This window comes from Pseudomonas sp. RL_105y_Pfl2_101 (assembly GCF_963970585.1).
In the GTDB taxonomy this organism is placed as follows: Bacteria; Pseudomonadota; Gammaproteobacteria; order Pseudomonadales; family Pseudomonadaceae; genus Aquipseudomonas.
Genome location: NZ_CAXAPG010000002.1, coordinates 103,279 through 128,136, shown reverse-complemented (window position 1 = coordinate 128,136; position 24,858 = coordinate 103,279). Strand labels below are relative to the sequence as shown.

Genomic DNA, 24,858 nt, shown 5'->3' with positions numbered 1-24,858 from the left:
AGCCTCGCTTCGCTCGACAGCTCCTACAGAACCGAACGGGAGCAAGCTCCCTCGCCACAAAAAAGAAGTGTCGTCCAAAGTTGGGTATTCAATGATTTCCAGGACCGCGGCCCATGCATGAGCATCCGCTACAACGCTTTTTCAGATCCTTGCGCGAGCGCCCGGTGTTCGCGTGGGAGCGCTATCAGCAGCGCGATGTGTTGCTGATCGATCACCCGTTGTGCCAAGCGGTGTTCAGTCGTCAGGGCGCACAGTTGCTACATTTTCAGCCCAAAGGCCAGAAGCCCTGGTTGTGGTGTGCAGCCAAGTGGCCGCAAGTCGGTGCGATACGCGGCGGGGTGCCGGTGTGCTGGCCTTGGTATGGCCGTCATCCCAGTGAAAACGCCTGGCCGTCCCACGGTTGGGCGCGGTTGATCGACTGGAAACTGCTCGACAGCCGCAGCGATGAAGACGGTGTGCATTTGCACTGGCAACTGCAGTTGTGCGACTGGCAAGTGGACCTGCATGCAGACCTGGGTGAGCGCATGGAGCTGCGCTTGAGCACCGAGCATCAGGACAGCCTGCCGTGCCAGTTGAGCCAGGCGCTGCACGCCTATTGGCGTATTGGTGATGTCGGCGAGGTAGCGCTGTCTGGCCTCGAAGGCGCCCAAGGCTATGACCAGTTGAACCGTGCGATTTGCCAGCAGGAAGGCGAGTTACGGGTCGAGGGTGGTTGCCAGCGAGTGTTCCAGCATGAGGGAGAGTTGCAGCTCAAGGACCACGCTTGGCAGCGTGAGTTGTGCATCGACACCGGCGCCAGCGCCGACACCGTGGTCTGGCATCCCGGTGCGCGGCCGTTGCTGGGGGTGAGTTGGGATGAGGTCTGCGAATTCGTCTGCGTCGAAGCGGCCAGTGGCGGCACCGACAGCCTGTGCCTGGCACCGGGGGAGCGGGCGCATCTGAGTTTGCAGGCGCGAGTGGGGGCTTGATTCAGGATGTGGGGTGTGGCGGCTGGCCCTTTCGCGAGCAAGCCCGCCCTCACAATGGATCTTGGGTGTTCACAAAAACCCTGTGGGAGCTGGCTTGCTCGCGAAGAGGGGTTATCGGGCGCCGAAAACCCTGAATCGGATCAGTTGAACTCATCCCCCACCGGATACCGGCTGGCGTTCAAACTTTCCTTGATCTTGCGCAGGTGCGGCTGGAAGTCCACGCCCCGACGCAGGGTCATGCCGGTGGCCAGCACATCCAGTACGGTGAGCTGGATGATCCGTGAGGTCATCGGCATATAGATATCAGTGTCTTCGGGCAGTGGAATGTTCAGGCTCAGGGTGCTGGCCTTGGCCAGTGGCGAGTTTTCGGCAGTCAAGCCCAGCACCGATGCGCCGTTTTCCCGGGCGATGCGCGCCACTTCCACCAGTTCGCGGGTGCGGCCGGTGTAGGAAATGATCACGAACAGTTCACCGGTATGGGCCACCGACGCGATCATGCGCTGCATCAGTACGTCGGCGTGCGCGGTTACCGCCAGGTTGAAGCGGAAAAACTTGTGTTGGGCATCCAGCGCCACCGGGGCGGAGGCGCCGAGGCCGAAGAAGTGGATTTGCCGGGCCTGGATCAGCAGGTCTACGGCGCGACTGATCAAATTGGGATCAAGGGCCTGGCAGGCGCTGTCCAATGAGGCAATGGCACTGCCAAAGATTTTCCGGGTGTAGGCTTCCGGGTCGTCGTCGGCCTCCACCGCACGGCTCACATACGCAGCGCCGCTGGCCAGGCTTTGGGCCAGTTGCAACTTGAGTTCCGGGTAACCGCTGACGCCGAACGAACGGCAAAAACGGTTGACGGTCGGTTCACTGACCGAAGCCGCCTGGGCGAGGGCGGCGATGCTGAAGCGGGTCGCCTGCTGCGGGTTGAGCAGGATGATCTCGGCCACCTTGCGTTCGGCCTTGTTCAGGTCTTCAAGGCGACTCTGGATCTGTTCCAGTAAATTTCGCACGCGGTCCATACAAGATTCCTAGGAAGACGGGTCTTTGATACGACCCTTTGCGGTGGCCTATCCTACTGATGGCTCCGACGGACCACCACTCGGAATCGGTATTTTCGAAAAATGTTGTGGTTATTACTACATTTTTCCTTGAGTGATGCCTTGAAAAAAGGTATTTGTAGTTTAACTTGATAAAAGAACAAACATCATGCCTTCGATTACGGTTGAACCGTGCACCTTTGCCCTATTTGGCGCGTTGGGCGATCTGGCCTTGCGCAAGCTCTTTCCTGCCCTGTATCAGCTTGATGGCGCCCAATTGTTGCACGAGGACACGCGGATCATCGCGCTGGCCCGTGAACCCGGCAGCGAGCAGCCGCACTTGGCATTCATCGCCGCCGAACTGCGTCGCTACGTCGGTGAAAAAGACCTGGACGAAGCCGTACTCGAGCGCTTCCTGGCACGATTGACCTACCTGCACGTGGATTTCCTCAAGGCCGACGATTACGTCGCCTTGGCCGAAGCAGCCGGTTCGGCCCAGCAGGTCATTGCCTATTTCGCCACCCCAGCGGCGGTGTATGGGGCGATCTGCGAGAACCTGGCGAAGGTTGGTTTGAGCGAGAACACCCGTGTCGTGCTGGAGAAGCCCATCGGCTCGGACCTGGAGTCTTCGCGCAAGGTCAACGACGCCGTGGCACAGTTCTTCCCGGAAAACCGTACCTATCGCATCGACCATTACCTGGGTAAAGAGACCGTCCAGAACCTGATCGCGCTGCGGTTCGCCAACAGCCTGTTCGAAACCCAGTGGAACCAGAACTACATTTCCCACGTGGAAATCACCGTGGCCGAGAAGGTCGGTATCGAAGGCCGCTGGGGTTATTTCGACAAGGCTGGCCAACTGCGGGACATGATCCAGAACCACCTGTTGCAGTTGCTGTGCCTGATCGCCATGGACCCACCGGCTGATTTGTCCGCCGACAGCATCCGTGACGAGAAGGTCAAGGTGCTCAAGGCCCTGGCGCCGATCAGCCCGGAAGGCCTGACCACCCAGGTGGTGCGCGGCCAATACATCGCCGGCCACAGCGAGGGCAAGGCAGTGCCTGGCTATCTCGAAGAACCCAACTCCAATACCCAGAGCGACACCGAGACGTTCGTCGCCCTGCGTGCCGACATTCGCAACTGGCGTTGGGCCGGGGTGCCGTTTTACCTGCGTACCGGCAAGCGCATGCCGCAAAAGCTGTCGCAGATCGTCATTCACTTCAAGGAGCCGTCCCACTACATCTTCGCGCCCGAGCAGCGTTTGCAGATCAGCAACAAGCTGATCATCCGCCTGCAACCGGACGAAGGGATTTCCTTGCGGGTGATGACCAAGGAGCAGGGCCTGGACAAGGGCATGCAATTGCGCAGCGGTCCGTTGCAACTCAACTTCTCCGATACCTATCGCAGCGCACGTATTCCCGATGCCTACGAGCGGTTGTTGCTGGAGGTCATGAACGGCAATCAGAACCTGTTTGTCCGTAAAGATGAAATTGAAGCCGCGTGGACGTGGTGTGACCAGTTGATCGCCGGGTGGAAGAAATCCGGCGATGCGCCCAAGCCGTATGCGGCCGGGTCCTGGGGGCCGATGAGCTCCATTGCACTGATCACGCGGGATGGGAGGTCATGGTATGGCGATATCTGAAGTGAAACTGCCGCAGGGCGTTAGCGCCCATGAGTTCAAGAACCCGGTGGTGCTGGCCGAAGGCCTGGCGCTGAAAGTGGCCGAGCAGTTGCGCAATGCAATCGAGACGCGCGGTGCGGCGACCCTGGTGGTCTCCGGTGGCCGCAGCCCGGTGGCGTTTTTCCAGCACCTGGCCAAGCAGGCGCTGGACTGGTCCAACGTGGTGGTCAGCCTGGCCGATGAGCGCTGGGTACCGGTTGAGCACGCCGACAGCAACGCCGGCCTGCTCAAGCGTTACCTGCTGCAAGGCGCGGCGGCCAAGGCCCAGTTCCTGAGCCTCTACAGCGCCAGCGCCAACCTGGAAGCAGCTGCCGAGCAGGCCGATCGTCTGCTGGCCGAGCTGCCGCTGATCGATGTGCTGGTATTGGGCATGGGCGATGATGGGCACACCGCCTCGCTGTTCCCTGACAGCCCGAACCTGGCCCAGGCCCTGGACGCTAACGGCACACGTCGTTGCTGGCCGATGCTGGCGCCGACCGTGCCGCACCAGCGCTTGACCATGAGCCGTGCCTTGCTGGCTTCGGCGCAACACAAAGTGCTGTCGATTTCCGGTCAGTCGAAATTGACCACCCTGAACGCTGCGGTGGCGGGAGACGATGTCGCCGAAATGCCGATCCGCGCGTTTTTGCAACCTACGTTAGAGATTTACTGGTGCCCATGAACCAAGGATCAGCCGCTATGACAAACCCATCCCCGACCGTTTCCATGGCGGACAAAGTTGCCCTGATCGACAGCCTCTGCGCCAAGGCGCGGATTCTGCCAGTGATCACCATCGCCCGTGAACAGGACATCCTGCCGCTGGCCGATGCCCTGGCTGCCGGTGGCCTGACGGCGCTGGAAGTGACACTGCGTTCCCAATACGGCCTCAAGGCTATCCAGGTGCTGCGCGAGCAGCGTCCTGAATTGGTGACCGGTGCCGGCACGGTGCTCGACCGCCAGATGCTGGACGCCGCCGAGGCTGCCGGTTCGCAGTTCATCGTCACCCCGGGCATCACCCGTGATCTGCTCGAGGCCAGCGTCTACAGCTCTATCCCGTTACTGCCCGGCATCAGCAACGCCTCGGGCATCATGGAAGGCTACGGCCTGGGCTATCGCCGCTTCAAACTGTTTCCGGCTGAAGTCAGCGGCGGCGTCGCGGCCATCAAGGCCTTGGGTGGCCCGTTCGGCGAAGTGAAATTCTGCCCGACTGGCGGCGTGAGCCCGGCCAACATCAAGAGCTACATGGCGTTGAAAAACGTGATGTGCGTGGGCGGAAGCTGGATGCTTGATCCTGAGTGGATCAAGAACGGCGACTGGGCCCGCATTCAGGAATGCACCGCCGAGGCCTTGGCACTGCTGGACTGATTGTTTTACCGAACCTCGTTGGGTGTTCTACGGTTTTACGGTGCGCTTGGTCGGCGCGCCGTTTTTTTTTGCCCGGTTTTTTATGGCAGTACAAAATTCTTGTGGCGAGCTTGCTCCCGCTGGGCTGCGTATAGGAGCTGTGTAGGAGCTGACGAGTGCAACGAGGCTGCGATCTTTCCACTGACAATTGAGTCGAGAGCGAAAGATCAAGATCAAGATCAAAAGATCGTCCGAACGCGGCCCGAGCCTTCGCCAGTTCCTACAGGGCCCAGCGGGAGCAAGGGATCTAGGTACTGCTCAGTTCGATCAGCGCTCGGGTCAACCGCTGAATGTCGCTCGCCAGGGTGACCAGGCCGGGTGTGATGCGGATGCATGGCCCAACGCTCGTGTTGCGTACCACGGTGAAGATCCCATAGTCATTGAGCAATCGATCGGCCATTGCCTGCTGGTCTGTATGGGCGGTGAAGCGCATCGCGGTGATTGCGCAATAGAGACGCCCGTCATCCGGGGTCATGACTTCGATACCCGGCACATCGCGCACGGCCCTCACCCACAGGTCACGCAGGTAACAGAGACGCGCGCCTTTGGCCGAAGCGCCACCCAGAGCCTGGTGTTCTTCGAAGACCAGCGGCAGCGTGAGCAAGGCAGGGATATTGGGCGTGCTGTGGGGCGTGCGCGAGCGGATGTCGGTGACGGGGTAGCTGTCTTCGTCCATGTCCGGGTCGATGTCGGCCAACCGCTGCGGGGCGATGTACAGGAAGCCCTGGGAGAGGGGCCCGCCGATCCACTTCTGCAGGTTGAATCCGGCAAATTCGATCCCGAGCTTCTTCAGGTCGAAATCGATCTGGCCCAGGGCGTGGGCACCGTCGAGGATGATGTCGACGACAAACTCGCGGGCATTCTCGGCAATGGCCTGGACCGGCATCACCAGCCCGGTGAGGTGGTTGACGTAGGTCAGCATCATCAACTTGAGGCGAGGGTAGCGAATGAACGCTTCGCGATAAGTGCCCACCAGGCTTTCGAAACTGGCCGGGTGCTGGTGGACGATTTCGATCACCTCCACGCCCCGCTGGCGGGCCAGCCAGCGCATCGCGCTTTTGACCGAGGCGTATTCCAGATCACAGATCAGCACTTGATCGCCTGGCTTGAGGCCGTTGTAGTTGCGAATCAGCGTCTGCAAGGCATCCACCGCGCTGCCGGCCAACCCCACGCTTTGGGGTGAAGCGTGGATCAGCCGGGCCACCTGTCGACGAATGGCTTCGCCGTGTTCACGGTCGAAATGCTGGCGCACATACACCGAGTTGCCTTGGTTGATGAATTCGATGTTGCGCTGGTACTCCTCCACCACGGTGCGGGACATACGTGCGAAGTAGCCGTTTTCCAGGTTGAGCGGGCCGTCGGGATCGACGTCGTAGCGGCCGGCAAACGTCTGCCAGAAAGCTTCATCGTGGGCGCGTAGCGTGTTTTCTGGCATGGCGGGGGCTCAATTGCTCAGGGGCGAGGCTTGGGTCTGCCATATTTGGCACGCAATGGATCGAGCAGGTCCGACAGCCCGTTATGATCGATTTCCTGCATCAGTGCCAGCAAGCCACCCAGTTCGCCGTGAGGAAAACCCTCGCGGGCGAACCAGTTCAGGTATTGACCGGGCAGGTCAGCCAGGATTCGACCCTTGTATTTGCCGAACGGCATTTGACGCGTGATGAGCAATTCGAGCTTTTCCGGGTTCATGGCAATCGTCTTGATTCAAATCTGCCTCGAAAATACAGGCATTCTGCATGCAGGCCAAATGACAGATCATGCAAATAACGCGGATACAGTTTTCTGAGATTTCATTAACTTGCTGATTTTAAAGAAAATTAACTGAGTTATTTGACTGGCATGGCCGATGCAATATCCCTTGCAGGTTTTTTATTCCCCCAGCAAAGGAGCTGAAAAATGACTGACACCAACAAAGAAGCCATCTCCGTCTTGAACGACCTGATTGAGATCAGCAAAGATGGTCAGCAAGGCTTCAAGACCTGTGCTGAAGACATCAAGCACCCAGAGCTCAAGGCGTTGTTCGTTCAACGTGCTGCCGATTGCGCGACCGCTGCGGCCGAGCTGCAAGCGGCGGTTCGCTCGTTGGGCGGCGATCCGGAAACTTCCACCAGCGTCGCCGGTGACCTGCACCGTCGTTGGGTGGACGTGAAATCCATGTTCACCGGCCAGGATGAAGAAGCGGTGCTCAACGAAGCCGAGCGCGGCGAAGACCATGCGCTCAAGGCCTACAACGAAGCGCTGGAGAAAATCAGCAAGAACAACCTGGTGGGTATTCGTGATCTGGTTGAGCGTCAGTACCACGGTGTGCAACGCAACCATGACCAGGTCAAGGCACTGCGTAACCAGACGCGCGCCAACAGTTAAGCACGCGGTCAACGCCAAAAAAAACGCCAGCATGCCTGGCGTTTTTTTGTCGACAGAGATCACCTCGCTGGGCCCATAGGCGCTGTGTAGGCGCTGTGTAGGAGCTGTCGAGTGAAACGAGGCTGCGATCTTCCCCAGACACTTGAATCTCAAGCGAAAGATCAAAAGATCAAAAGATCAAAAGATCGCAGGCTTCGCCAGCTCCTACAGGTTCTAGCGGGAGCAATCTGCGACCGCCAAAGCGTTCGCATGATTGGGCGACAAACAACTCTGGACTCTAATAGATAGCTAGCTAATAATTGCGTCGCCTATCCCTGCATTGCATCTATTGTTACTGGCGTCCCCCAAAGAGTTTTTCGCGTGCCCATAACCTTCCAGGCCTTGTTTGCCCCTGACCGTCTCGCTTTGCAGTTCGCCATCAAGACGGTGCTTGGCGCTGGGCTGGCGTTGTGGCTGGCGCTGCGCTGGGGGTTGGAGCAGCCGTCATGGGCGCTGATGACTGCGATCATCGTCGCCCAGCCACTGTCCGGGATGGTGGTGCAGAAGGGGCTGGCGCGATTGCTTGGCACGTTGGTGGGCACCGTCATGTCGGTGGTGTTCATGGGCCTGTTTGCCCAGGCGCCCTGGTTGTTCCTGCTAGCCTTGGCGCTCTGGCTGGGGTTGTGCACAGCCTGTTCGACGCTGCTGCGCAGTGCCTGGTCGTATTCATTCGTGTTGGCCGGCTACACGGTGGCGATCATTGCCTTGCCAGCCATTTCCCACCCGCTGGGTATATTCGACCAAGCGGTGGCGCGCTGCACCGAGATCAGCCTGGGCATCGTCTGCGCCACGGCGGCCAGTGCCTTGCTCTGGCCGTTGCGGGTCGAGCGGCAATTGGCCGGTCAGGCATTTGCTGCCTGGCAGAGCGGCATGCAGGCCGCCCGTGCGACCCTGGCTGGCGATGCCCAGGCCCGTAAAGGGTTGCTGGAAATTCTGGGCAGGATCGTCGCGGTGGATGCCCAGCGTGAACATGCCTGGTTCGAAGGCAGCCGTGGCCGACAGCGAGCCCGAGCTATCAGCGGCTTGAGTCAGAAATTGCTGATGCTGCTGCGCCTTTCGCGCTCGGTGCGTCGGCAGTGGAAACAACTCGACCCCGAGGAGGCCAAGGCCCTCCGGCCGTGGATGAACGAGGTGCAGCAAGCCCTCGACGCCGACGATGCGACCCTGCAAGCCTTGCGCCCCCGGGTGTGGGATGCGTCTCATGACCCGCAGATCAGCTCGGCACAAAGTTACTGCCTGGCGCGGTTTGCCTTGTTGCTCGACACCGCCCTGGCCGCTTGCGCGGCTTTGACGGCGGTGCAGGAGGGCAGGGAAGCGGCGGATCCACCGCGAACCCTGGCGCCTCATCGTGATCTGTCCCTGGCCATGGTCTTCGGCGCTCGCAGCGCCCTGGCGTTTTTGGTCGTTGCCGGTTTCTGGCTGGCGACCGCCTGGCCCGCCGCATCGGGCGCGATGCTGTTGACGTGCGTGGTGTGCAGCCTGTTCGCCAGTCGCGAAAACGGCGCGCAGATCGGCATGAGTTTTCTGCGCGGCATCCTGTTGGCCGTGCCAACGGCGTTCGTGATTGGTGAGCTCGTACTCCCGCAATGGAGCAGTTTCGCGATGCTCGGCATGGCCATGGGCGTGCCGTTGTTTTTCGGCGCGCTGGGTATGGCCAAGCCGCAGATTTTCGCCACGGCGACGTCGTTCTGCCTGCATTTCGTGGTGTTGATTTCACCGCTCAATGCCATGAAGTACGACGTCGCGGCGTTCTTCAACAACGCCCAGGCCATGATGATTGGTGTGGGCGCGGCGGTGCTGGCCTTCAATCTGCTGGTTTTGCGTAACCCGGCCTGGCACAGCCGCCGCCTGCTGTCCGCGACCCTCCACGATCTGGTGCGCCTGACCCATCGCAGCCTGCGTGGCGCTGAAAGCTGGTTCGGCGGGCGCATGGCCGACCGGCTGTTGCAGTTGGCGCGGCATTACCCCGAATTGCCGGTGCAGGCGCGTAGCCGCTGGGACGATGGTTTGCTGGGCCTGGACATTGGCGATGAACTGTTGCATTTGCGCCTGAGCCTGGCCGTCGCCCAGGTGCCCGATACCCGGGCGCAGCGCCGGTATTTCGAAGCGCTGGAGCAGGTGCTTGAGCACGGCCCGGCCGGTGACCGGGCCGATGCGCTGGCCCCGGCAAGCGCCGAGTTCCTGAACGTATTGTCGACGCAGCCGCCCGGTGACGCACTGAAGCTGGCCCTGGGCGCGGTGGTGCAATTGCAAAACAGCTGGCGCGCCTGGTGCCACCAGCACGAACCTGAACGACGGGAGCACAGCCATGGGCTTGCGTGAGTGGTCGATTGGCGGGGTGTTGCTTAGCCCGTTCCTGATTTATGTGGTGCTGGCGTTGCTGGTGACCGGTGCGTTGCGCCTGTTGCTCAGCCTGGTGCCGGCCGGGCGCTGGATCTGGCATGAGGCCTTGTTCGACTGCGCCCTGTATGTCTGTGTCCTGACCGTTATTACCGTGGTCCTCGGGCCGCTATAGGAGTTGAACATGCGTACATCCGTACGTGTCGCCGTCACGCTGTGCATGGTGGCCGTGGCGATCTTCGCCGGGTTTCACTTGTGGCAGTACTACATGCTCACACCCTGGACCCGCGATGCGCGGATCCGCGCCGACGTGGTGGTGATTGCACCCGACGTGTCGGGTTGGGTGCGCGAGCTCAAGGCGGTGGATAACCAGCAGGTCAAAGCCGGCGATGTGTTGTTGAATATCGACCGTGAGCGTTTCGAGGCGGCGGTGGAGAAGGCTCGGGCCGTGGTCCAGACGCGCCAGCAGCAACTGAGCCTGCGCGAACACGAAGCCAGCCGCCGCGCCGCCCTTGGGCCCCAGGCCATCAGTGCCGAACTGCGGGAAAACGCCCAGATCAACGCCGGCATCGCTCGAGGCGAACTGCGTGAAGCCCAGGCCGAGGCCAAGGTGGCCGAGCTCAACCTGGCGCGCAGCCAGGTCCTGGCTCCACGCAACGGTCACATCACCAACCTGCGCCTGGCCGAAGGCAACTACGTGAATGCCGGGCAGCCGGTGATGGCGCTGATCGACGACTCGACGTTCTATGTGCAGGCCTATTTCGAAGAAACCAAGTTGCCGAGGATCCGCGTCGGTGACCCGGTCAAAATCTGGCTGATGAGCGCCGGCCATGCCCTGCAAGGGCATGTCGAGAGCATCAGTCGTGGCATTACCGACCGCAACACCAACCCCGATGCGCAGTTGCTGGCGGAGGTCGAGCCGACCTTCAACTGGGTGCGCCTGGCCCAGCGGATACCGGTGCGGATCAAATTGGACAAGGTGCCGGAGGGGGTGAACTTGAGCGCCGGGATGACGGCGAGCGTGCAGGTGCGCGAAGACCAGCTGTAACTCGTTGCACAATGGCCATTGTGGCAAGGCGCCTGCTCTGTGGGAGCAAAACTTGCTCGCGAAACGAGCGCCTACTGCTCAAGGACCGCATCACCATCATCGCGGGCAAGCCTTGCTCCCACAGAAGCCCTGCTCCACAGAGCGGGCGGCTTGCCACATGCCATTCACTTTAGAGCGCGGTAATCAACCCACAGTAATCGTAGGCAACGTCGGCAAGGTCACGGTCTGCTGCTTGCGCGGTGCGAGGATTTCGGCCTCGCCGTCCACCACCAGCTCGTCGCGCTGGTTGAACACACGTGTGGCGATGCGCACGCGGAATTTCGGCAGTTTTTCCAGGATTTCCAGGCGCACGGTCAGGGTGTCGCCGATTTTCACTGGTTTCTGGAAGCTCATCTGCTGACCGATATAGATAGTGCCCGGCCCAGGCAACTCGCAGGCCACCGCCGCGCTGATCAGCGCACCGCTGAACATGCCATGGGCGATGCGCTCCTTGAACATGCTCGCGGCGGCGAACTCGGCGTCCAGGTGCACCGGGTTGTGATCGCCCGACATCGCCGCGAACAGCTGGATATCACGCTCTTCGACGGTCTTGCTGTAGCTGGCGGTCTGGCCGATTTCGAGGGCTTCGTAAGGGGTGTTGGTAACCTGGGTCATCTGTTTCAAATCCTGTGACGGGTAAAGGAAAAAACGCTGCAAGCCTACTCGCTGCGTGGCGGCCGCTTGCGGCTCAGGGCCTGGGCAATCCAGGCCAGCACGTCGGCGGTCACTTCATCGCGGTTGGTTTCATTGAACAGTTCGTGCCGGGCCTGCGGGTAAATCGTCAATTGCAGGTGCCGGATGCCGGCGTCACGCAAGGCGTCGGCCAGATCCTTCAGACGCTTGCCTTCGCTCACCGGATCACATTCGCCACCCATCACCAGCAGGGGCAGGCCCGGATCGATCTGGGCGAGATTGGACGCTTTGCTGATTTGCTGCAACCCGCCGAGCAGGTCGACCCACAGTTGATTGGAGCAACGAAAGCCACACAGCGGGTCGTGGACGTACTGGTCGACTTCGGCCGGGTCGCGGCTGAGCCAGTCGAAGGGGGTACGCGTGGGTTTGAATTTCTTGTTGAAACTGCCGAACGACAGCCACTCGATCAATGCGCTGCGCCCGGTGGCACCCTGGCGCCAGCGTTCGAAGCGGGCGATCAGGCGAGCGCTGCGGTAGAGCGTCACCGGCTGAAAGTTCGAGCCGCTGAGAATCGCCCCGTGCAGGCTGGCGCTGTGATGCAATAAATAACCCTGGGTGATGTAGCTGCCCATGCTGTGGCCGAGCAACACGATGGGGGTTTCGGGGTGTTGTTGACCGATGTGCTGGTTGAGGCTGGCCAGGTCGCCCACGACCTTGGCCCAGCCGTCCTCGTCTGCAAAGTGGCCGAGAATCGCTTCCTCGCCCGTCTTGCCATGGCCGCGCAAGTCCATGGCGCAGACACCGTAGCCTTCGTCGCACAACGCCTGGGCCAGGCGTGCATAGCGGCCGCTGTGTTCGGCCATGCCGTGGGCCAGCATGATCACCGCCAACGGGGCGGTTTCAGGCAGCCATTGGTTGACGAGCAGGCGGCTATGGTCGGTCGCGGTCAGCCAGAACGTTTGGTGGATCATGGCGATTCCTTTGCACAAAGTCAGACGCAGCGTCGCTGCATTGTATAGCGCATCCATTGCGTCTCGCCCATGGCAAGAAGATTCACACAATCTATGACGCAGGTTGCCATATTTGCCTGATTGGCCATAGCTGCTAGTGTCCCAAGAGCTCCGCCTCTGTAAGCGATACAGACGCGGCCCGGACATGCTCAGGTAAAGAGGACAAAAACAATGCAACCTGATTTCTGGAATGACAAGCGCCCGGCCGGCGTGCCCCTGGATGTTGATCTGGGGACCTACAAGTCGGTGATCGAGGTGTTCGAACGTTCCTGTAAGAAATTTGCCGACCGTCCGGCGTTCAGCAACATGGGGGTGACCCTCACCTATGCCGAGCTCGAGCGCTACAGCGCGGCTTTCGCCGGCTACCTGCAAGCCCACACCGACCTGGCACCGGGTGATCGAATCGCGGTGCAGATGCCTAACATTCTGCAATACCCGATCGCCGTATTCGGAGCCTTGCGCGCCGGGCTGATCGTGGTCAACACCAACCCGTTGTACACCGTGCGGGAAATGCGTCATCAGTTCAAGGACTCCGGTGCTCGGGCGCTGGTGTACCTGAATATGTTCGGGCAGAAAGTCCAGGAGGTGTTGCCCGATACGGACCTGCAGTACCTGATCGAAGCGAAGATGGGTGACTTGATGCCCACCGCCAAGGGCTGGCTGGTCAACACGGTGGTGAGCAAGGTCAAGAAAATGGTCCCGGCCTATTCGCTGCCCCAGGCCACTTCCTTCAAGAGCACCTTGCGTCTGGGACACGGCCAGGGCATCAAGCCGCTGACAGTCAGTCTCGACGATATTGCGGTATTGCAATACACCGGCGGCACCACCGGGTTGGCGAAAGGCGCGATGCTGACCCACGGTAACCTGGTGGCCAACATGCAACAGGCCCGGGCCTGCCTGGGACAGCTCGGTGATGACGGCCATCCACTGCTGCGCGAAGGCCAGGAGGTCATGATCGCGCCGTTGCCGCTCTACCATATCTATGCGTTTACGGCGAACTGCATGTGCATGATGGTGACCGGCAACCACAACGTGCTGATCACCAATCCGCGGGACATCGGTGGTTTCATCAAGGAACTGAAGAACTGGCGTTTCTCGCTGCTGCTGGGGCTCAACACATTGTTCGTGGCATTGATGGACCATCCGGATTTCAAGACCCTGGATTTTTCCAACCTCAAGGTCACCAACTCGGGTGGCACGGCGCTGATCAAGGCCACCGCCGAGCGCTGGGAGCAGATCACCGGTTGCGGCATCACCGAAGGGTATGGCCTGACCGAAACCTCGCCAGTGGCCAGTGCCAATCCTTATGGCGGCAAGTCCCGGTTGGGCACGGTGGGGATGCCGGTGCCGGGCACGCTGATGAAAGTGATCAACGACGATGGCGTCGAGCAGCCCTTCGGCGAGCGCGGCGAGCTGTGCATCAAGGGCCCGCAGATCATGAAAGGCTACTGGAACAAGCCTGAGGCCACGGCCGAAGTGCTGGACCACGAGGGCTGGTTCAAGTCCGGCGATATCGCAGTGATCGATCCGGACGGTTTCGTGCGCATCGTCGACCGCAAGAAGGACATGATCATCGTCTCGGGCTTCAATGTGTACCCCAACGAGATCGAAGACGTGGTGATGGCCCATCCCAAGGTGGCCAACTGCGCGGTGATCGGCGTGCCGGACGAGCGTTCGGGGGAGGCGGTGAAACTGTTCGTGGTGGCGCGGGAAACCGGGGTCAGCCTTGAAGAGCTCAAGGCCTACTGCAAGGAGAACTTCACCGGCTACAAGATCCCCAAGCACATCGTGCTGCGGGAGTCGTTGCCAATGACCCCGGTGGGCAAGATTCTGCGACGGGAGCTGCGGGATATCGCCTGAGGTTAGAGAAGTCCAGTAGACATCCTGTGGGAGCGAGCCTGCTCGCGATAGCGGTATACCAGTGACAGCGATGTTGGCTGATACACCGCATCGCGAGTGGGCTCGCTCCCACGGTCGTTTGTGTATTCAGGGGGATTTAGCAGGAGCTTAGAATTTTTACTCTAAAAATGACCATGAAATATTCATGAGTTATGTTTGTGACTGTGGGGGCTGCTTTTGGCTCTAGGCGGCCCTTGGCAAAGCTGCTACTCTCGGCGCGCTTTTGTGACTTCTCGGCCTTGATTCAAGCCAGATTCACCAATAAACACACACCAATAATAATCGCATCAAATGCGGTGAGAATTCGCGTTGCTGAGGAGTGGGCTTCCATGATTGAAGACTTTTGGAAGGATAAGTACCCAGCTGGGATTGCTGCCGACATCAATCCAGACGAGTATCCGAATATTCAGGCGGTGTTGAAGCAATCCTGCCAACGCTTTGCCAACAAGCCGGCATTCAGCAACCTCGGCAAGACGATCACCTACGGTGAACTCTACGAGTTGTCCGGTGCCTTTGCCGCGTACCTGCAACAGCATACCGATTTACAGCCGGGCGATCGAATCGCCGTGCAGCTGCCCAACGTTCTCCAGTACCCGGTGGCCGTGTTCGGTGCGATCCGCGCCGGGCTGATCGTGGTTAACACCAACCCGCTGTACACCGCGCGGGAAATGGAACACCAGTTCAACGACTCCGGAGCCAAGGCGCTGGTGTGCCTGGCGAACATGGCGCACCTGGCCGAGACCGTGGTACCCAAGACGAGCGTCAAGCACGTCATCGTCACCGAAGTCGCCGACCTGCTGCCGCCGCTCAAGCGCCTGTTGATCAACAGCGTGATCAAGTACGTCAAGAAGATGGTCCCGGCCTATCACTTGCCCAAGGCCGTCAAGTTCAACGATGTGCTGAGCAAGGGCCACGGCCAACCCGTGAGCGAAGCCAACCCCACCAGCGACGATGTGGCCGTGCTGCAATACACCGGCGGCACCACTGGCGTGGCCAAGGGCGCGATGCTCACTCATCGCAACCTGGTGGCGAACATGTTGCAGTGCAAGGCGCTGATGGGCTCCAACCTCAATGAAGGTTGCGAGGTCCTGATCACGCCGCTGCCGCTGTACCACATCTATGCCTTCACCTTTCATTGCATGGCGATGATGCTGATCGGCAACCACAACATCCTGATCAGCAACCCGCGTGACTTGCCGGCGATGGTCAAGGAACTGTCAAAGTGGAAGTTCAGCGGTTTCGTCGGCCTCAATACGCTGTTTGTGGCCCTGTGCAACAACGAAGCCTTCCGCAAGCTGGATTTCTCGGCTCTGAAAGTCACCCTGTCTGGCGGCATGGCCCTGCAACTGGCAGCCGCCGAGCGCTGGAAAGCAGTAACCGGCTGCCCGATCTGCGAAGGCTATGGCATGACTGAAACCAGCCCGGTGGCTACCGTCAACCCGATCCAGAACATCCAGGTCGGTACCATCGGTATTCCGGTGCCGTCGACGCTGTGCAAGGTGATCAATGACGCGGGCGTCGAACAGCCATTGGGCGAAATCGGCGAATTGTGTGTGAAAGGTCCGCAGGTCATGAAGGGCTATTGGCAACGCCAGGAAGCCACCGACGAGATCCTCGACAGTGAGGGCTGGCTCAAGACCGGGGACATTGCGCTGATCCAGCCGGACGGCTACATGCGCATCGTCGATCGCAAGAAAGACATGATCCTGATCTCCGGTTTCAACGTGTACCCCAACGAACTGGAAGATGTGCTGGCAACCCTGCCGGGCGTGCTGCAGTGCGCGGCCATCGGCATACCGGACGAGAAGTCGGGTGAGGCGATCAAGATATTCATCGTCGCACGACCGGGTGTCACGTTGACCAAAGAGCAGGTGATGGAACACATGCGGGCCAACGTCACCGGCTACAAAGTGCCCAGGGCCGTGGAGTTCCGTGATGCCTTGCCGACGACCAACGTGGGCAAGATCCTGCGGCGCGAGTTGCGGGATGAAGAACTTAGGAAACTGGGGCTGAAGAAGTAAGCCCATTGCCAATGACAAATACCGCTGATGCGGTAATGCTCTTCACTTAAAGAAACGGCGCTTTTCCGAGGGAGGGAAAGCGCCGTTTTCTTTTGGGCTGGATTGGGTACATATCCGTTGCCGCCGTTACGCAAAAAACGGATATACACACCAAAGCTTTGCCCTAGAGAATCACGTTACAACCTGAACTGCGCAAAATCCAGATTGGTGCCACCCGGCCGCATGTCCTGCAGGTAGGAGTCTTTGTCGGCGCTCAGTTCCAGGCTCAGGGCTGCCTTGCGTTTACCTTGGTTGCGCACTTCCAAGCCTTCCATTTTCTCGCGCAGGAACACGGTCGGCACCTTCAGGTGCAGCAGCTCATCGGTGGCCGGCGTGTGCAGCAGCAGGTGAATCCATTCGTATTGACCGATGGCCAGGCGCGCCACTGGGAGATCGAACCAGAAGATGTTGCGGTTACGGTTCAATTCGCTGAAGTGGCAGTTATTGACGCCCAGTACGGCGCCGCCCAGTTCCTGGTTTCTGCGGGCGATGGCCTGCTTTTTATCGAGTTTCATAACGTTCCTACGGGGTTGAAGCTTCAGGTTGCAGCCTGAATACGTGGGGCATTCTCGGTGGTTGCAAGGCAAACATAAAGCCCCGCCTGTAGGAACAATGAAACTTGGCTCGGCAATCGTCGGTCAATTCTGCGTCGGGCATGAAAGACGAAATTGATCCAACGTCGCCAAACAGGCTACTTTGTTGTGATAACGGCCCCTGTGTCGCCAAGCGACCCCTCTTTTTTTGCGGCGAAAGGAGACGCACATGATGTTCCCGGCCTTGAAAGGCTTACCCTTGCATCGTGTGATGATGCGCACCGTGACCGAGTTTCTCGACGACGAGATGTCGACCTACGCCTCGGCATTGGCGTACCAAATGCTGTTTTCGCTGTTTCCTTTCATTCTCTTTTTGATCGCATTGATCGGCTTCCTGCACCTGCCGGACTTCTTCTCCTGGCTGCGCCTGCAATCGGAGTTGGTGCTGCCGCCCCAGGCCCTGGAGCAGGTCAACCCGGTGATCGACCAGCTCCAGCAATCCAAGGGCGGGTTGTTGTCGGTGGGTATCGTCATTGCGTTATGGACCGCCTCGGCGGGCGTGCGGCTGATGATGAGCGCGATGAACGCCGCCTACGATGTGGTGGAAGGCCGCCCGGCCTGGAAGCGCTTTCCGCTGTCGATTTTCTACACCGTCGGCATCGCCGGCATGTTGCTGGCCGCTGCGGCGCTGATGGTGCTCGGGCCACAGGTGATGGGCTGGATTGCGGCCCAGGTCGGCTTGGAGGAGTTCATCGTCACGCTCTGGACGATCGTGCGCTGGCCGGTGATCGTGATCTTGCTGATGGTGGCGGTGGCGCTGATCTATTACGTGATGCCCGACGTCAAGCAGGAGTTTCGCTTCATCACACCGGGGTCGGTGCTGGCGGTGGTGGTGTGGATCATCGCCTCCCTGGGCTTCGCGTTTTACGTCAAGACCTTTGCCAACTACAACGCCATGTATGGCAGCATCGGTGCGATCATCGTGTTGTTGCTGTATTTCTATATTTCTTCGGCAGTGCTGCTGCTCGGTGCTGAGATGAATGCGGTGATCGAACACATGTCTACCGAGGGCAAGAACCCGGGCGAAAAGAGCGCGGGCGAGCACGAAAAACAGCATGTGTCGGGCCTGGGCCGCGACCATTCCATCCCTCATCCCCACCCTGATGAAGCCCGACCATGATCCGCGACATCCTGAAAATGGGCGACGAACGCCTGCTGCGCATTGCCCCGTCGGTGCCTGCCGAAATGTTTGACAGCCCAGCGTTGTGGCAATTGATCGACGACATGTTCCAGACCATGGAAAGCGTCGGCGGTGTCGGCTTGGCGGCACCACAAATCGGCGTGGACCTGCAGTTGGTGATCTTCGGCTTCGAGCACAGTGAGCGTTACCCCGACGCCGAGGCCGTGCCCCAGACTATCCTGATCAACCCGCTGATTACCCCCCTGGGCCCGCAGATGGAGGAGGGGTTCGAAGGTTGCCTGTCAGTGCCGGGCCTGCGTGGGGCGGTCGAGCGCTACCAGCACATCCGCTACGAAGGCTTCGATCCCAAGGGCGAGCCTATCGTGCGTTACGCGTCGGGCTTTCATGCGCGGGTGGTGCAGCATGAGTGCGATCACCTGATCGGGCGCTTGTACCCGTCGCGTATCAGTGATTTCAGCAAGTTCGGGTTTACCGAGGTGATGTTCCCGGACCTGGACCCCACGGCCGACGATTGATAATCCACCACAGAACTTTTGGGCGTCTTGCTGTCCCTGGAAAGGATGGCTAAATAAACCATCCAAGACAGTTGCTCCCACATTGGATCTGTATTGCACTTCAGGATTGTGTATTTGGTACAAGCCCCATCGCAATCATCGGCTTGCTGCGCGCATACCGGCTCAGGCGTTCGGCCATCGCATAGGGCAGTTCGGGGTCGAAGCTGAAACCACGCCGCTCATAAAAACCGCGCAGGTCCGGGTGGCAGAACAGCCACACCGGCTCATTCACGCCGTTCACCGCTTCGGCGATCAACCGTGCGGCGACGCCTTGTACGCGGTACGCCGGGTCGACGAACAACCCTGTCAACCAATGCCCACCCGACACTGGCCGCAGGCACAGGGCGGCGACGATCTCATCGCGTCGCGCCACCCAAAGCTGTGCGTCACGCACGGCTTTCATCGAGGATTGGTGGGCGCGATAAAACTTGTTCATCAGCGGCCAAAGCGAGTTTTCGAGCGCTGCGTAATGGATTTTGGACATGGCAGGGTCGTGGCGATAAGGGGAGGGCGATTATAAAAGAACGCAGGTGCGGCGATAGGTGTATACCTGACTTCACATCCCGTATGAGTGGAGTACGTATCATGGCCAAAGGCATGGATTCAAAAAAAGCGGCAAAGAAAAAACCGGCGAAGACTGCCGACGAAAAACGCGCCGACAAAAAGGCCAAGAAGGTGAACCTGTTCGGGCATTGAACCGCTGTCGTTTCGGTTGGTCGCAGGTTTGAGTCGGGGCGGCGATACCCCGCTCAACACTGCTGATGCATTGTTATTGACGTGCTGCCCGCGCTCAGAGGGCTGCGAGGAAGGTGTCCACGACCGACGCGTTGTCGCTCGCGCCGCTCTGCTGGGTTTTCTCGACCTGGGCCATTCTCGCCTTGTCCTGCATGCGCTGGGCAATTGCCTGGCTGACCGCCATTTGCTTCTCTGGCGGCATCGCCTCCAACTCTTCCCGGGTAATGCCCATTTCTTCAAGGATGCTGTCGCGCAGGCGCTCTTCGGGCGCCTTGCTCATGTAGTCCTTGAATTCTGCCGTCGCAGAGCCGCCAAGCGTCGTGGGTTCTTCGGACGCTGGTGAAGCAACGGTCTGCAATTGCACGCGGGTCTTGGCGAGCGCCTCGTCCACCTTGTCGCTGATGGCGGTGGCGGCGTTGACCTGCTGCGTGGCTTGACGGGTGGAGGACTCCTGGACCTGGCTAGCGCTCTGGCTGGACTGGGCCTGGATGTTATTGCGCAAGGCCTGCAACGCGGCACTTTGCAGGCCGCTGGCGGCTTCGGCGGTGGGATCTTCGCCCGGGCGTTTGAGTGGCAAGACCATCGCTTGCTGTTTTGCACTGACCAACATGATGAACACCTGTAGGTAATGACTGAGCGATGGGCAGGAGCAATTCCCATGCCCTCGTCGCAAGGCCCCTATTCCAAGGGTTGCGCACAGGCACGCGGCGAGCGGGGCGGCCACCCCTTGCCGGCGGACGGCATGGATCGACCGCGCCGGTGTGCAGGTGGGGGGCGGCTCAGGTGCTTTCGCGGACCTTGAGCTCAAAGCCCATGTCCACCACTGGCTGCGCGATGCGGTTGCCGGCCATCAGCGTCAGCATCTGTTCGGCGGCGCGACGGCCGATGGCTTCCCGTGGGGTGCTGATGCTGCTCAGGCGCGGCACCATGTGAGCCGACGCGGGCAGGTCGTTGAAGCCCAGGACCGAGACCTGCTCGGGGATCTTGATGCCGCAGCGCAGCGCCTCGAACAACGCGCCATGGGCCAGGTCGTCGTTGCCGAAGAAGATCGCATCGACATCGGGGTGGTTGTCCAGCAACTGCAGGAACAATTCGCCGCCCAGGCCTACCGATGACGGGCGAGGGGTCAGCAGTTCCAGGTCCGGGTCATACAGGCCGGCTTTCTGCAGGGCGCGGCGAAAACCTTCGCCACGCAGCAAGGTGCGTTGATCCAGTTGTGCGCCGATGTAGGCCAGGCGCTTGCGGCCTTTTGAAATCAGGTGCTCGGCCGCCGTTTCGCCGGCCTTGAGCTGGGAAAAGCCGACGCAGTTGAGCCCCGCGCCGGGGTCCAGTTCCATCATGTACACGCAGGGAATATTGCTGGCTTCGATCATGCGCCGGGCGCTTTCGGTGCGGTCGAAACCGGTCAGCAGCAAACCACGCGGCTGATAGGCCATGTAGTTGCGCAGCAGGTCTTCTTCTTCGTCCCGGGAGTAGTGGTAGTTGCCGATCACCACTTCGAAACCTTTGGGTCGCAGCACCCGATGAATGGCTTCCAGGGTGTCGATGAACAACAAGTTGGACAATGACGGCACCAGCACCACCACCGAATGGCTCTGGGCCGAAGCCAGGGCGCGGGCGGCGGGGTTGACGACGTAGTTGAGCTCCACGGCGGCCTGGCGGACTTTTTCCACCAGGTCGACGGCTACGGTGCTGACGCCGCGCAGGGCACGGGAGGCGGTGATAGGGCTGACACCGGCCAGGCGTGCGACTTCGTTGAGCGTAGGGCGACCGGTAGTGCGAGTATTCTTATCGTTTTTAGGGGCGGTCATCAGGGCGGCTTGCCAAACAAAAATCAAGGCACTAAGGTAGCGCTGTCTCGACGCGGCTGCAAATGCGTAAGTGGGGTTTGCCTGATCCCTGTGTGCTGGTGTCGTGAACGAACAGGCTGCAACTACAAAAATGACAAGAAGGCGTCGGCAACTTCTGCTTTTGCTGCGGTGTCATAACTGGCAAAGGTAGCGCTGTCTTCGCGCAGAGGTGTTATATGAATAATCCCATCACCGCCCTGGTCATCATGGGCGTTGCCGGTTGCGGCAAAACTTGCGTCAGCCAGGCGCTGTGCCAGTTGAGCGGCGCCGCTGCCATTGAAGGCGACACTTTTCACCCTGCGGCCAACATCCAGAAGATGAGCGCCGGTATTCCCTTGAACGACGACGACCGTGCCGGCTGGCTCGACAGCCTGTGCGATGAGTTGCGCCGTGTCGACGCCACCGGCGAGCGCCCGGTGCTGACTTGCTCGGCCCTCAAGCACAGTTATCGCGAGCGTCTGCGCAGCGCCTTGCCAGGCCTGGGCTTCGTATTCCTTGAATTGACCCCCGAAGTGGCCGCCGACCGCGTTTCCCATCGTCCCGGCCATTTTATGCCGTCGACCCTGATCGACAGCCAGTTTGCCACCCTTGAATCCCCTGTCGGCGAGCCCCTGACCCTGGCTCTGGATGCGTCCAGCCACAGCGTCGAGGAGCTGGCACATCAGGCTTACGTCTGGTGGTTGGACCATGGTTTGAAGCTTGCCGGCTGACTTTCAAAAAATGCGCGTCAGAAAGATAGCGCTACCCCGACGGCTAACCAATAACTGCTTCAATAACAACAACAAATCAGGAGACACCTCCCATGTTCGGCATGTCCCACGAGACGTTTCTGCTGCTTGATGCAGTGGTCACGGTGATCGGACTCATCATCCTCATCACCAAATTCAAATTCCACCCGTTCATTGCACTGACCATCGCCGCCGCGTTCCTTGGCCTGACGTCGGGCATGCCGACCGGCACCATCATCAAGGCGTTTCAGGATGGCTTCGGTGGCGTGCTGGGCTTTGTCGGCATCATCCTGGCGCTGGGCACGATGCTCGGCAAAATGATGGCCGAGTCGGGCGGGGCCGATCAGATCGCCCAGACCCTGATTCGCGCTTTCGGCAAGGACAAGGTGCAGTGGGCCATGATGTTCGCCGCGTTCCTGGTGGGCATTCCGCTGTTCTTCGAAATCGGCTTCGTGTTGCTGATCCCGCTGGTGTTCATCGTTGCTCGTCGCACCGGCGTGTCGATCATCAAGATCGGTATCCCGCTGCTGGCCGGTCTTTCCGCCGTCCACGGCCTGGTGCCGCCACACCCGGGGCCGCTGCTGGCGATTGGCGTGTTTGGCGCCGACATCGGCAAGACCATTCTCTATGGCCTGATCGTAGCGCTGCCGACAGCCATCATCGCCGGGCCGATCTTTGGTACGTTCATTGCCAAACACATCCCCGGTCATCCGAACCAGGAACTGGTGGACCAACTGTCCCGTGAGACGAACTCCGCCGAACTGCCAAGCTTCAGCATCACCCTGATCACCGTGCTGTCGCCGGTATTCCTGATGCTGCTCAAGACCTTTGCTGACGTAGCGCTGCCCGATGGCAACCTCTTCCGCGCCTGGATGGACATGATCGGCCACCCGATCTCGGCCTTGCTGCTGGCGCTGTTGCTGTCGCTGTACACCTTTGGTTACAAGCAGGGCATCGGTGCCAACCAGATGCTCAAATGGCTGGACGCCAGCCTTGCGCCGACCGCCGCGATCATCCTGATCATCGGTGCCGGTGGTGGCTTCAAGCAGATGCTGGTGACCAGCGGCGTGGGCGATGTGATCGGTCACATGGCAGTGAGTGCGCAGATCTCGCCGATCCTGCTGGCGTGGCTGGTGGCTGCGGTGATCCGCATTGCCACAGGCTCGGCGACGGTGGCGACCATTACCGGTGCCGGGATCGTGGTGCCAGTGGTGGGGATGATGCCGGGTGTGAACCGTGAGCTGCTGGTGCTGGCGACCGGTGCCGGTTCGTTGATCCTGTCCCACGTCAACGACGCAGGCTTCTGGCTGGTCAAGCAGTACTTCAACATGACCGTGGCCGAAACTTTCAAGACCTGGACCGCGATGGAAACCATCCTGTCCGTGGTGGGGTTGATCTTTATCCTGCTGCTGTCGCTGGTGGTCTAATAAACGCTGCTGAACAAACTGTGGGAGCGGGCTTGCTCGCGAAGGCGGTGTGTCAGTCGAGTAGATAATGACTGATGCACCGTCTTCGCGAGCAAGCCCGCTCACACATTGGGTTTTGCGTCAGGCGCCAGGTTTGTTTACCAACCCATCCGCCCGGAACATCCCGCGTATCCCGCGCACGGCCTGGCGAATTCGGTCCTGGTTTTCGATCAGCGCGAAGCGCACGTGATCATCCCCATATTCCCCGAACCCCACCCCCGGCGAGACGCAGACCTTGGCTTCGGCCAACAGCTTCTTGGCAAATTCCAGTGAGCCCAGGTGGGCGTAGGCTTCGGGAATCTTGGCCCAGACGTACATCGACGCCTTGGGGTTCTCCACCATCCAGCCCAGTTCATGCAGGCCCTTGACCAGCACGTTGCGGCGCTGGCGGTACTGTTCGGCGATGTCGCGCACGCATTGCTGGTCGCCTTCGAGGGCGGCGATGGCGGCCACTTGCAGCGGGGTGAAGGTGCCGTAGTCGTGGTAGCTCTTGATCCGCGCCAGGGCATTGACCAGTTCCGGGTTGCCCACCATGAAACCGATGCGCCAGCCGGCCATGTTGTAGCTCTTGGAGAGGGTGAAGAACTCCACTGCGATGTCTTTCGCACCGGGCACTTGCATGATCGACGGGGCTTTCCAGCCGTCGTAGACGATGTCGGCGTAGGCCAGGTCGTGGATCACCAGGACGTCGTACTGCTTGGCCAGGGCGATGACCCGTTCGAAGAAGTCCAGCTCCACGCACTGGGCGGTGGGGTTGGAGGGAAAACCGAGGATCATCATCTTCGGCTTGGGAATCGAGCCGCGTATGGCCCGCTCCAGTTCGTCGAAGAAGTCCACGCCCGGTACCAGCGGCACCGAACGCACCTGGGCGCCGGCGATCACCGCGCCGTAGATATGGATCGGGTAGCTGGGGTTGGGCACCAGCACCGTATCGCCTTGGTCCAGGGTTGCCAGCATCAGGTGGGCCAGGCCTTCCTTGGAACCGATGGTGACAATGGCTTCGGTTTCCGGGTCGATGTCCACCTCATAGCGGTCCTTGTACCAGCGCGAAATGGCGCGGCGCAGGCGTGGGATGCCTTTGGAGGTGGAGTAGCCGTGGGTGTCTTCACGCTGGGCGACGGTGACCAGTTTTTCCACGATGTGCGGGGGCGTGGCGCCGTCGGGGTTACCCATGCTCAAGTCGATGATGTCTTCGCCGCGCCGACGCGCAGCCATCTTCAGCTCGGCAGTGATATTGAATACGTAGGGGGGGAGTCGATCGATGCGCGCAAAGCGGCGCGGCGAACCTTGTTCGGCCATTGT

The 24,858-nt window shown here is 60.3% G+C and carries 24 protein-coding genes; 14 read left to right on the top strand and 10 right to left on the bottom strand.

Annotated elements, in window-relative coordinates:
* The first annotated feature begins 113 nt into the window (after positions 1-113).
* Complete coding sequence (locus AACY31_RS03265; protein WP_339475954.1) at positions 114-968, top strand: D-hexose-6-phosphate mutarotase; 855 nt, start codon at positions 114-116, stop codon at positions 966-968.
* A gap of 140 nt (positions 969-1,108) precedes the next feature.
* Here the strand turns inward: AACY31_RS03265 and AACY31_RS03260 are convergent, their stop codons facing one another.
* Complete coding sequence (locus AACY31_RS03260; protein ID WP_339476465.1) at positions 1,109-1,969, bottom strand: MurR/RpiR family transcriptional regulator; 861 nt, start codon at positions 1,967-1,969, stop codon at positions 1,109-1,111.
* A gap of 196 nt (positions 1,970-2,165) precedes the next feature.
* On the opposite strand from AACY31_RS03260, the gene zwf reads away from it, so the two are divergent.
* The 3 genes from zwf to AACY31_RS03245 are packed head-to-tail and all read left to right on the top strand — an operon-like array spanning position 2,166 to position 5,018.
* Positions 2,166-3,635, top strand: coding sequence for a glucose-6-phosphate dehydrogenase (zwf, locus tag AACY31_RS03255; protein WP_339475951.1), 1,470 nt, complete (start codon positions 2,166-2,168; stop codon positions 3,633-3,635).
* The gene (pgl, locus tag AACY31_RS03250) at positions 3,622-4,335 is read left to right on the top strand and encodes a 6-phosphogluconolactonase (RefSeq protein ID WP_339475949.1); all 714 of its coding nucleotides are present in this window, start codon (positions 3,622-3,624) and stop codon (positions 4,333-4,335) included. Before zwf ends, pgl begins: the two co-directional genes overlap by 14 nt.
* A gap of 17 nt (positions 4,336-4,352) precedes the next feature.
* Entirely contained in the window at positions 4,353-5,018 is a 666-nt protein-coding gene (locus AACY31_RS03245) for a bifunctional 4-hydroxy-2-oxoglutarate aldolase/2-dehydro-3-deoxy-phosphogluconate aldolase (protein WP_339475947.1), read from the top strand.
* Between the two features lie 286 nt (positions 5,019-5,304).
* Here the strand turns inward: AACY31_RS03245 and AACY31_RS03240 are convergent, their stop codons facing one another.
* Positions 5,305-6,492 (bottom strand): aminotransferase class V-fold PLP-dependent enzyme, encoded by a 1,188-nt coding sequence (locus AACY31_RS03240; protein WP_339475945.1) that lies wholly within the window; start codon positions 6,490-6,492, stop codon positions 5,305-5,307.
* A gap of 17 nt (positions 6,493-6,509) precedes the next feature.
* Positions 6,510-6,746, bottom strand: a complete 237-nt coding sequence (locus AACY31_RS03235; protein ID WP_339475943.1) for a DUF3820 family protein — start codon at positions 6,744-6,746, stop codon at positions 6,510-6,512.
* A 207-nt stretch (positions 6,747-6,953) separates the two neighbouring features.
* On the opposite strand from AACY31_RS03235, the gene AACY31_RS03230 reads away from it, so the two are divergent.
* The 4 genes from AACY31_RS03230 to AACY31_RS03215 all read left to right on the top strand — a co-directional run bounded on the left by AACY31_RS03230 (position 6,954) and on the right by AACY31_RS03215 (position 10,848).
* Entirely contained in the window at positions 6,954-7,421 is a 468-nt protein-coding gene (locus tag AACY31_RS03230) for a PA2169 family four-helix-bundle protein (protein ID WP_339475940.1), read from the top strand.
* A 360-nt stretch (positions 7,422-7,781) separates the two neighbouring features.
* On the top strand, positions 7,782-9,782 hold the full coding sequence (locus AACY31_RS03225) for an FUSC family protein (protein ID WP_339475938.1): 2,001 nt from the start codon (positions 7,782-7,784) through the stop codon (positions 9,780-9,782).
* A complete protein-coding gene (locus AACY31_RS03220) occupies positions 9,769-9,975 on the top strand; it encodes a DUF1656 domain-containing protein (RefSeq protein ID WP_003198565.1) in 207 nt (68 codons plus the stop codon). Before AACY31_RS03225 ends, AACY31_RS03220 begins: the two co-directional genes overlap by 14 nt.
* A 9-nt stretch (positions 9,976-9,984) precedes the next feature.
* Positions 9,985-10,848, top strand: coding sequence for an HlyD family secretion protein (locus tag AACY31_RS03215; RefSeq protein ID WP_339491518.1), 864 nt, complete (start codon positions 9,985-9,987; stop codon positions 10,846-10,848).
* A 183-nt stretch (positions 10,849-11,031) separates the two neighbouring features.
* Here the strand turns inward: AACY31_RS03215 and AACY31_RS03210 are convergent, their stop codons facing one another.
* Together AACY31_RS03210 and AACY31_RS03205 are read right to left on the bottom strand one after the other, a co-directional pair.
* The gene (locus AACY31_RS03210) at positions 11,032-11,502 is read right to left on the bottom strand and encodes a MaoC family dehydratase (protein WP_072342114.1); all 471 of its coding nucleotides are present in this window, start codon (positions 11,500-11,502) and stop codon (positions 11,032-11,034) included.
* Positions 11,503-11,546: 44 nt separating this feature from the next.
* Complete coding sequence (locus AACY31_RS03205; RefSeq protein WP_339491516.1) at positions 11,547-12,491, bottom strand: alpha/beta hydrolase; 945 nt, start codon at positions 12,489-12,491, stop codon at positions 11,547-11,549.
* Between the two features lie 210 nt (positions 12,492-12,701).
* Here AACY31_RS03205 and fadD2 point away from each other — a divergent pair, with 210 nt between their 5' ends.
* Together fadD2 and fadD1 are read left to right on the top strand one after the other, a co-directional pair.
* The gene (gene fadD2 / locus AACY31_RS03200) at positions 12,702-14,390 is read left to right on the top strand and encodes a long-chain-fatty-acid--CoA ligase FadD2 (protein WP_339475929.1); all 1,689 of its coding nucleotides are present in this window, start codon (positions 12,702-12,704) and stop codon (positions 14,388-14,390) included.
* A 368-nt stretch (positions 14,391-14,758) separates the two neighbouring features.
* Positions 14,759-16,450, top strand: a complete 1,692-nt coding sequence (fadD1, locus tag AACY31_RS03195) for a long-chain-fatty-acid--CoA ligase FadD1 (protein ID WP_339475926.1) — start codon at positions 14,759-14,761, stop codon at positions 16,448-16,450.
* A 176-nt stretch (positions 16,451-16,626) separates the two neighbouring features.
* Here fadD1 and AACY31_RS03190 read toward each other — a convergent pair whose 3' ends face one another.
* Entirely contained in the window at positions 16,627-17,004 is a 378-nt protein-coding gene (locus AACY31_RS03190) for a hypothetical protein (protein ID WP_339475923.1), read from the bottom strand.
* A 247-nt stretch (positions 17,005-17,251) separates the two neighbouring features.
* On the opposite strand from AACY31_RS03190, the gene AACY31_RS03185 reads away from it, so the two are divergent.
* Both AACY31_RS03185 and def read left to right on the top strand, forming a co-directional pair.
* The gene (locus AACY31_RS03185) at positions 17,252-18,202 is read left to right on the top strand and encodes a YihY/virulence factor BrkB family protein (RefSeq protein WP_057448927.1); all 951 of its coding nucleotides are present in this window, start codon (positions 17,252-17,254) and stop codon (positions 18,200-18,202) included.
* Positions 18,199-18,738, top strand: a complete 540-nt coding sequence (def, locus tag AACY31_RS03180; protein ID WP_339475917.1) for a peptide deformylase — start codon at positions 18,199-18,201, stop codon at positions 18,736-18,738. The genes AACY31_RS03185 and def overlap by 4 nt, the downstream gene beginning before the upstream one ends.
* 100 nt (positions 18,739-18,838) lie before the next feature.
* Here def and AACY31_RS03175 read toward each other — a convergent pair whose 3' ends face one another.
* From AACY31_RS03175 to AACY31_RS03165, 3 genes are all read right to left on the bottom strand, one after another.
* The gene (locus AACY31_RS03175; RefSeq protein WP_339475914.1) at positions 18,839-19,261 is read right to left on the bottom strand and encodes a GNAT family N-acetyltransferase; all 423 of its coding nucleotides are present in this window, start codon (positions 19,259-19,261) and stop codon (positions 18,839-18,841) included.
* Positions 19,262-19,567: 306 nt separating this feature from the next.
* On the bottom strand, positions 19,568-20,122 hold the full coding sequence (locus AACY31_RS03170) for a hypothetical protein (RefSeq protein ID WP_339475911.1): 555 nt from the start codon (positions 20,120-20,122) through the stop codon (positions 19,568-19,570).
* 169 nt (positions 20,123-20,291) lie between these two features.
* Entirely contained in the window at positions 20,292-21,323 is a 1,032-nt protein-coding gene (locus AACY31_RS03165) for a LacI family DNA-binding transcriptional regulator (protein WP_339475908.1), read from the bottom strand.
* 215 nt (positions 21,324-21,538) lie between these two features.
* On the opposite strand from AACY31_RS03165, the gene AACY31_RS03160 reads away from it, so the two are divergent.
* Complete coding sequence (locus AACY31_RS03160) at positions 21,539-22,072, top strand: gluconokinase (protein WP_339475905.1); 534 nt, start codon at positions 21,539-21,541, stop codon at positions 22,070-22,072.
* A 92-nt stretch (positions 22,073-22,164) separates the two neighbouring features.
* Positions 22,165-23,517, top strand: a complete 1,353-nt coding sequence (locus AACY31_RS03155) for a GntP family permease (RefSeq protein WP_339475902.1) — start codon at positions 22,165-22,167, stop codon at positions 23,515-23,517.
* Between the two features lie 120 nt (positions 23,518-23,637).
* Here AACY31_RS03155 and alaC read toward each other — a convergent pair whose 3' ends face one another.
* Positions 23,638-24,855 carry an alanine transaminase gene (gene alaC, locus AACY31_RS03150; RefSeq protein WP_207966956.1) on the bottom strand — a complete coding sequence of 406 codons (1,218 nt, stop codon included), beginning with the start codon at positions 24,853-24,855 and terminating at the stop codon, positions 23,638-23,640.
* Positions 24,856-24,858 lie beyond the last annotated feature (3 nt).

Excerpts from the sequence above, each read along its gene's own strand:
- AACY31_RS03265 (WP_339475954.1), top strand. The coding sequence starts at position 114 with ATGCATGAGCATCCGCTACAACGCTTTTTCAGATCCTTGCGCGAGCGC.
- zwf (WP_339475951.1), top strand. The coding sequence starts at position 2,166 with ATGCCTTCGATTACGGTTGAACCGTGCACCTTTGCCCTATTTGGCGCG.
- pgl (WP_339475949.1), top strand. The coding sequence starts at position 3,622 with ATGGCGATATCTGAAGTGAAACTGCCGCAGGGCGTTAGCGCCCATGAG.
- AACY31_RS03245 (WP_339475947.1), top strand. The coding sequence starts at position 4,353 with ATGACAAACCCATCCCCGACCGTTTCCATGGCGGACAAAGTTGCCCTG.
- AACY31_RS03240 (WP_339475945.1), bottom strand. The coding sequence starts at position 6,492 with ATGCCAGAAAACACGCTACGCGCCCACGATGAAGCTTTCTGGCAGACG.
- AACY31_RS03235 (WP_339475943.1), bottom strand. The coding sequence starts at position 6,746 with ATGAACCCGGAAAAGCTCGAATTGCTCATCACGCGTCAAATGCCGTTC.
- AACY31_RS03230 (WP_339475940.1), top strand. The coding sequence starts at position 6,954 with ATGACTGACACCAACAAAGAAGCCATCTCCGTCTTGAACGACCTGATT.
- AACY31_RS03220 (WP_003198565.1), top strand. The coding sequence starts at position 9,769 with ATGGGCTTGCGTGAGTGGTCGATTGGCGGGGTGTTGCTTAGCCCGTTC.
- AACY31_RS03215 (WP_339491518.1), top strand. The coding sequence starts at position 9,985 with ATGCGTACATCCGTACGTGTCGCCGTCACGCTGTGCATGGTGGCCGTG.
- AACY31_RS03210 (WP_072342114.1), bottom strand. The coding sequence starts at position 11,502 with ATGACCCAGGTTACCAACACCCCTTACGAAGCCCTCGAAATCGGCCAG.
- AACY31_RS03205 (WP_339491516.1), bottom strand. The coding sequence starts at position 12,491 with ATGATCCACCAAACGTTCTGGCTGACCGCGACCGACCATAGCCGCCTG.
- fadD2 (WP_339475929.1), top strand. The coding sequence starts at position 12,702 with ATGCAACCTGATTTCTGGAATGACAAGCGCCCGGCCGGCGTGCCCCTG.
- fadD1 (WP_339475926.1), top strand. The coding sequence starts at position 14,759 with ATGATTGAAGACTTTTGGAAGGATAAGTACCCAGCTGGGATTGCTGCC.
- AACY31_RS03190 (WP_339475923.1), bottom strand. The coding sequence starts at position 17,004 with ATGAAACTCGATAAAAAGCAGGCCATCGCCCGCAGAAACCAGGAACTG.
- AACY31_RS03185 (WP_057448927.1), top strand. The coding sequence starts at position 17,252 with ATGATGTTCCCGGCCTTGAAAGGCTTACCCTTGCATCGTGTGATGATG.
- def (WP_339475917.1), top strand. The coding sequence starts at position 18,199 with ATGATCCGCGACATCCTGAAAATGGGCGACGAACGCCTGCTGCGCATT.
- AACY31_RS03175 (WP_339475914.1), bottom strand. The coding sequence starts at position 19,261 with ATGTCCAAAATCCATTACGCAGCGCTCGAAAACTCGCTTTGGCCGCTG.
- AACY31_RS03170 (WP_339475911.1), bottom strand. The coding sequence starts at position 20,122 with ATGTTGGTCAGTGCAAAACAGCAAGCGATGGTCTTGCCACTCAAACGC.
- AACY31_RS03165 (WP_339475908.1), bottom strand. The coding sequence starts at position 21,323 with ATGACCGCCCCTAAAAACGATAAGAATACTCGCACTACCGGTCGCCCT.
- AACY31_RS03160 (WP_339475905.1), top strand. The coding sequence starts at position 21,539 with ATGAATAATCCCATCACCGCCCTGGTCATCATGGGCGTTGCCGGTTGC.
- AACY31_RS03155 (WP_339475902.1), top strand. The coding sequence starts at position 22,165 with ATGTTCGGCATGTCCCACGAGACGTTTCTGCTGCTTGATGCAGTGGTC.
- alaC (WP_207966956.1), bottom strand. The coding sequence starts at position 24,855 with ATGGCCGAACAAGGTTCGCCGCGCCGCTTTGCGCGCATCGATCGACTC.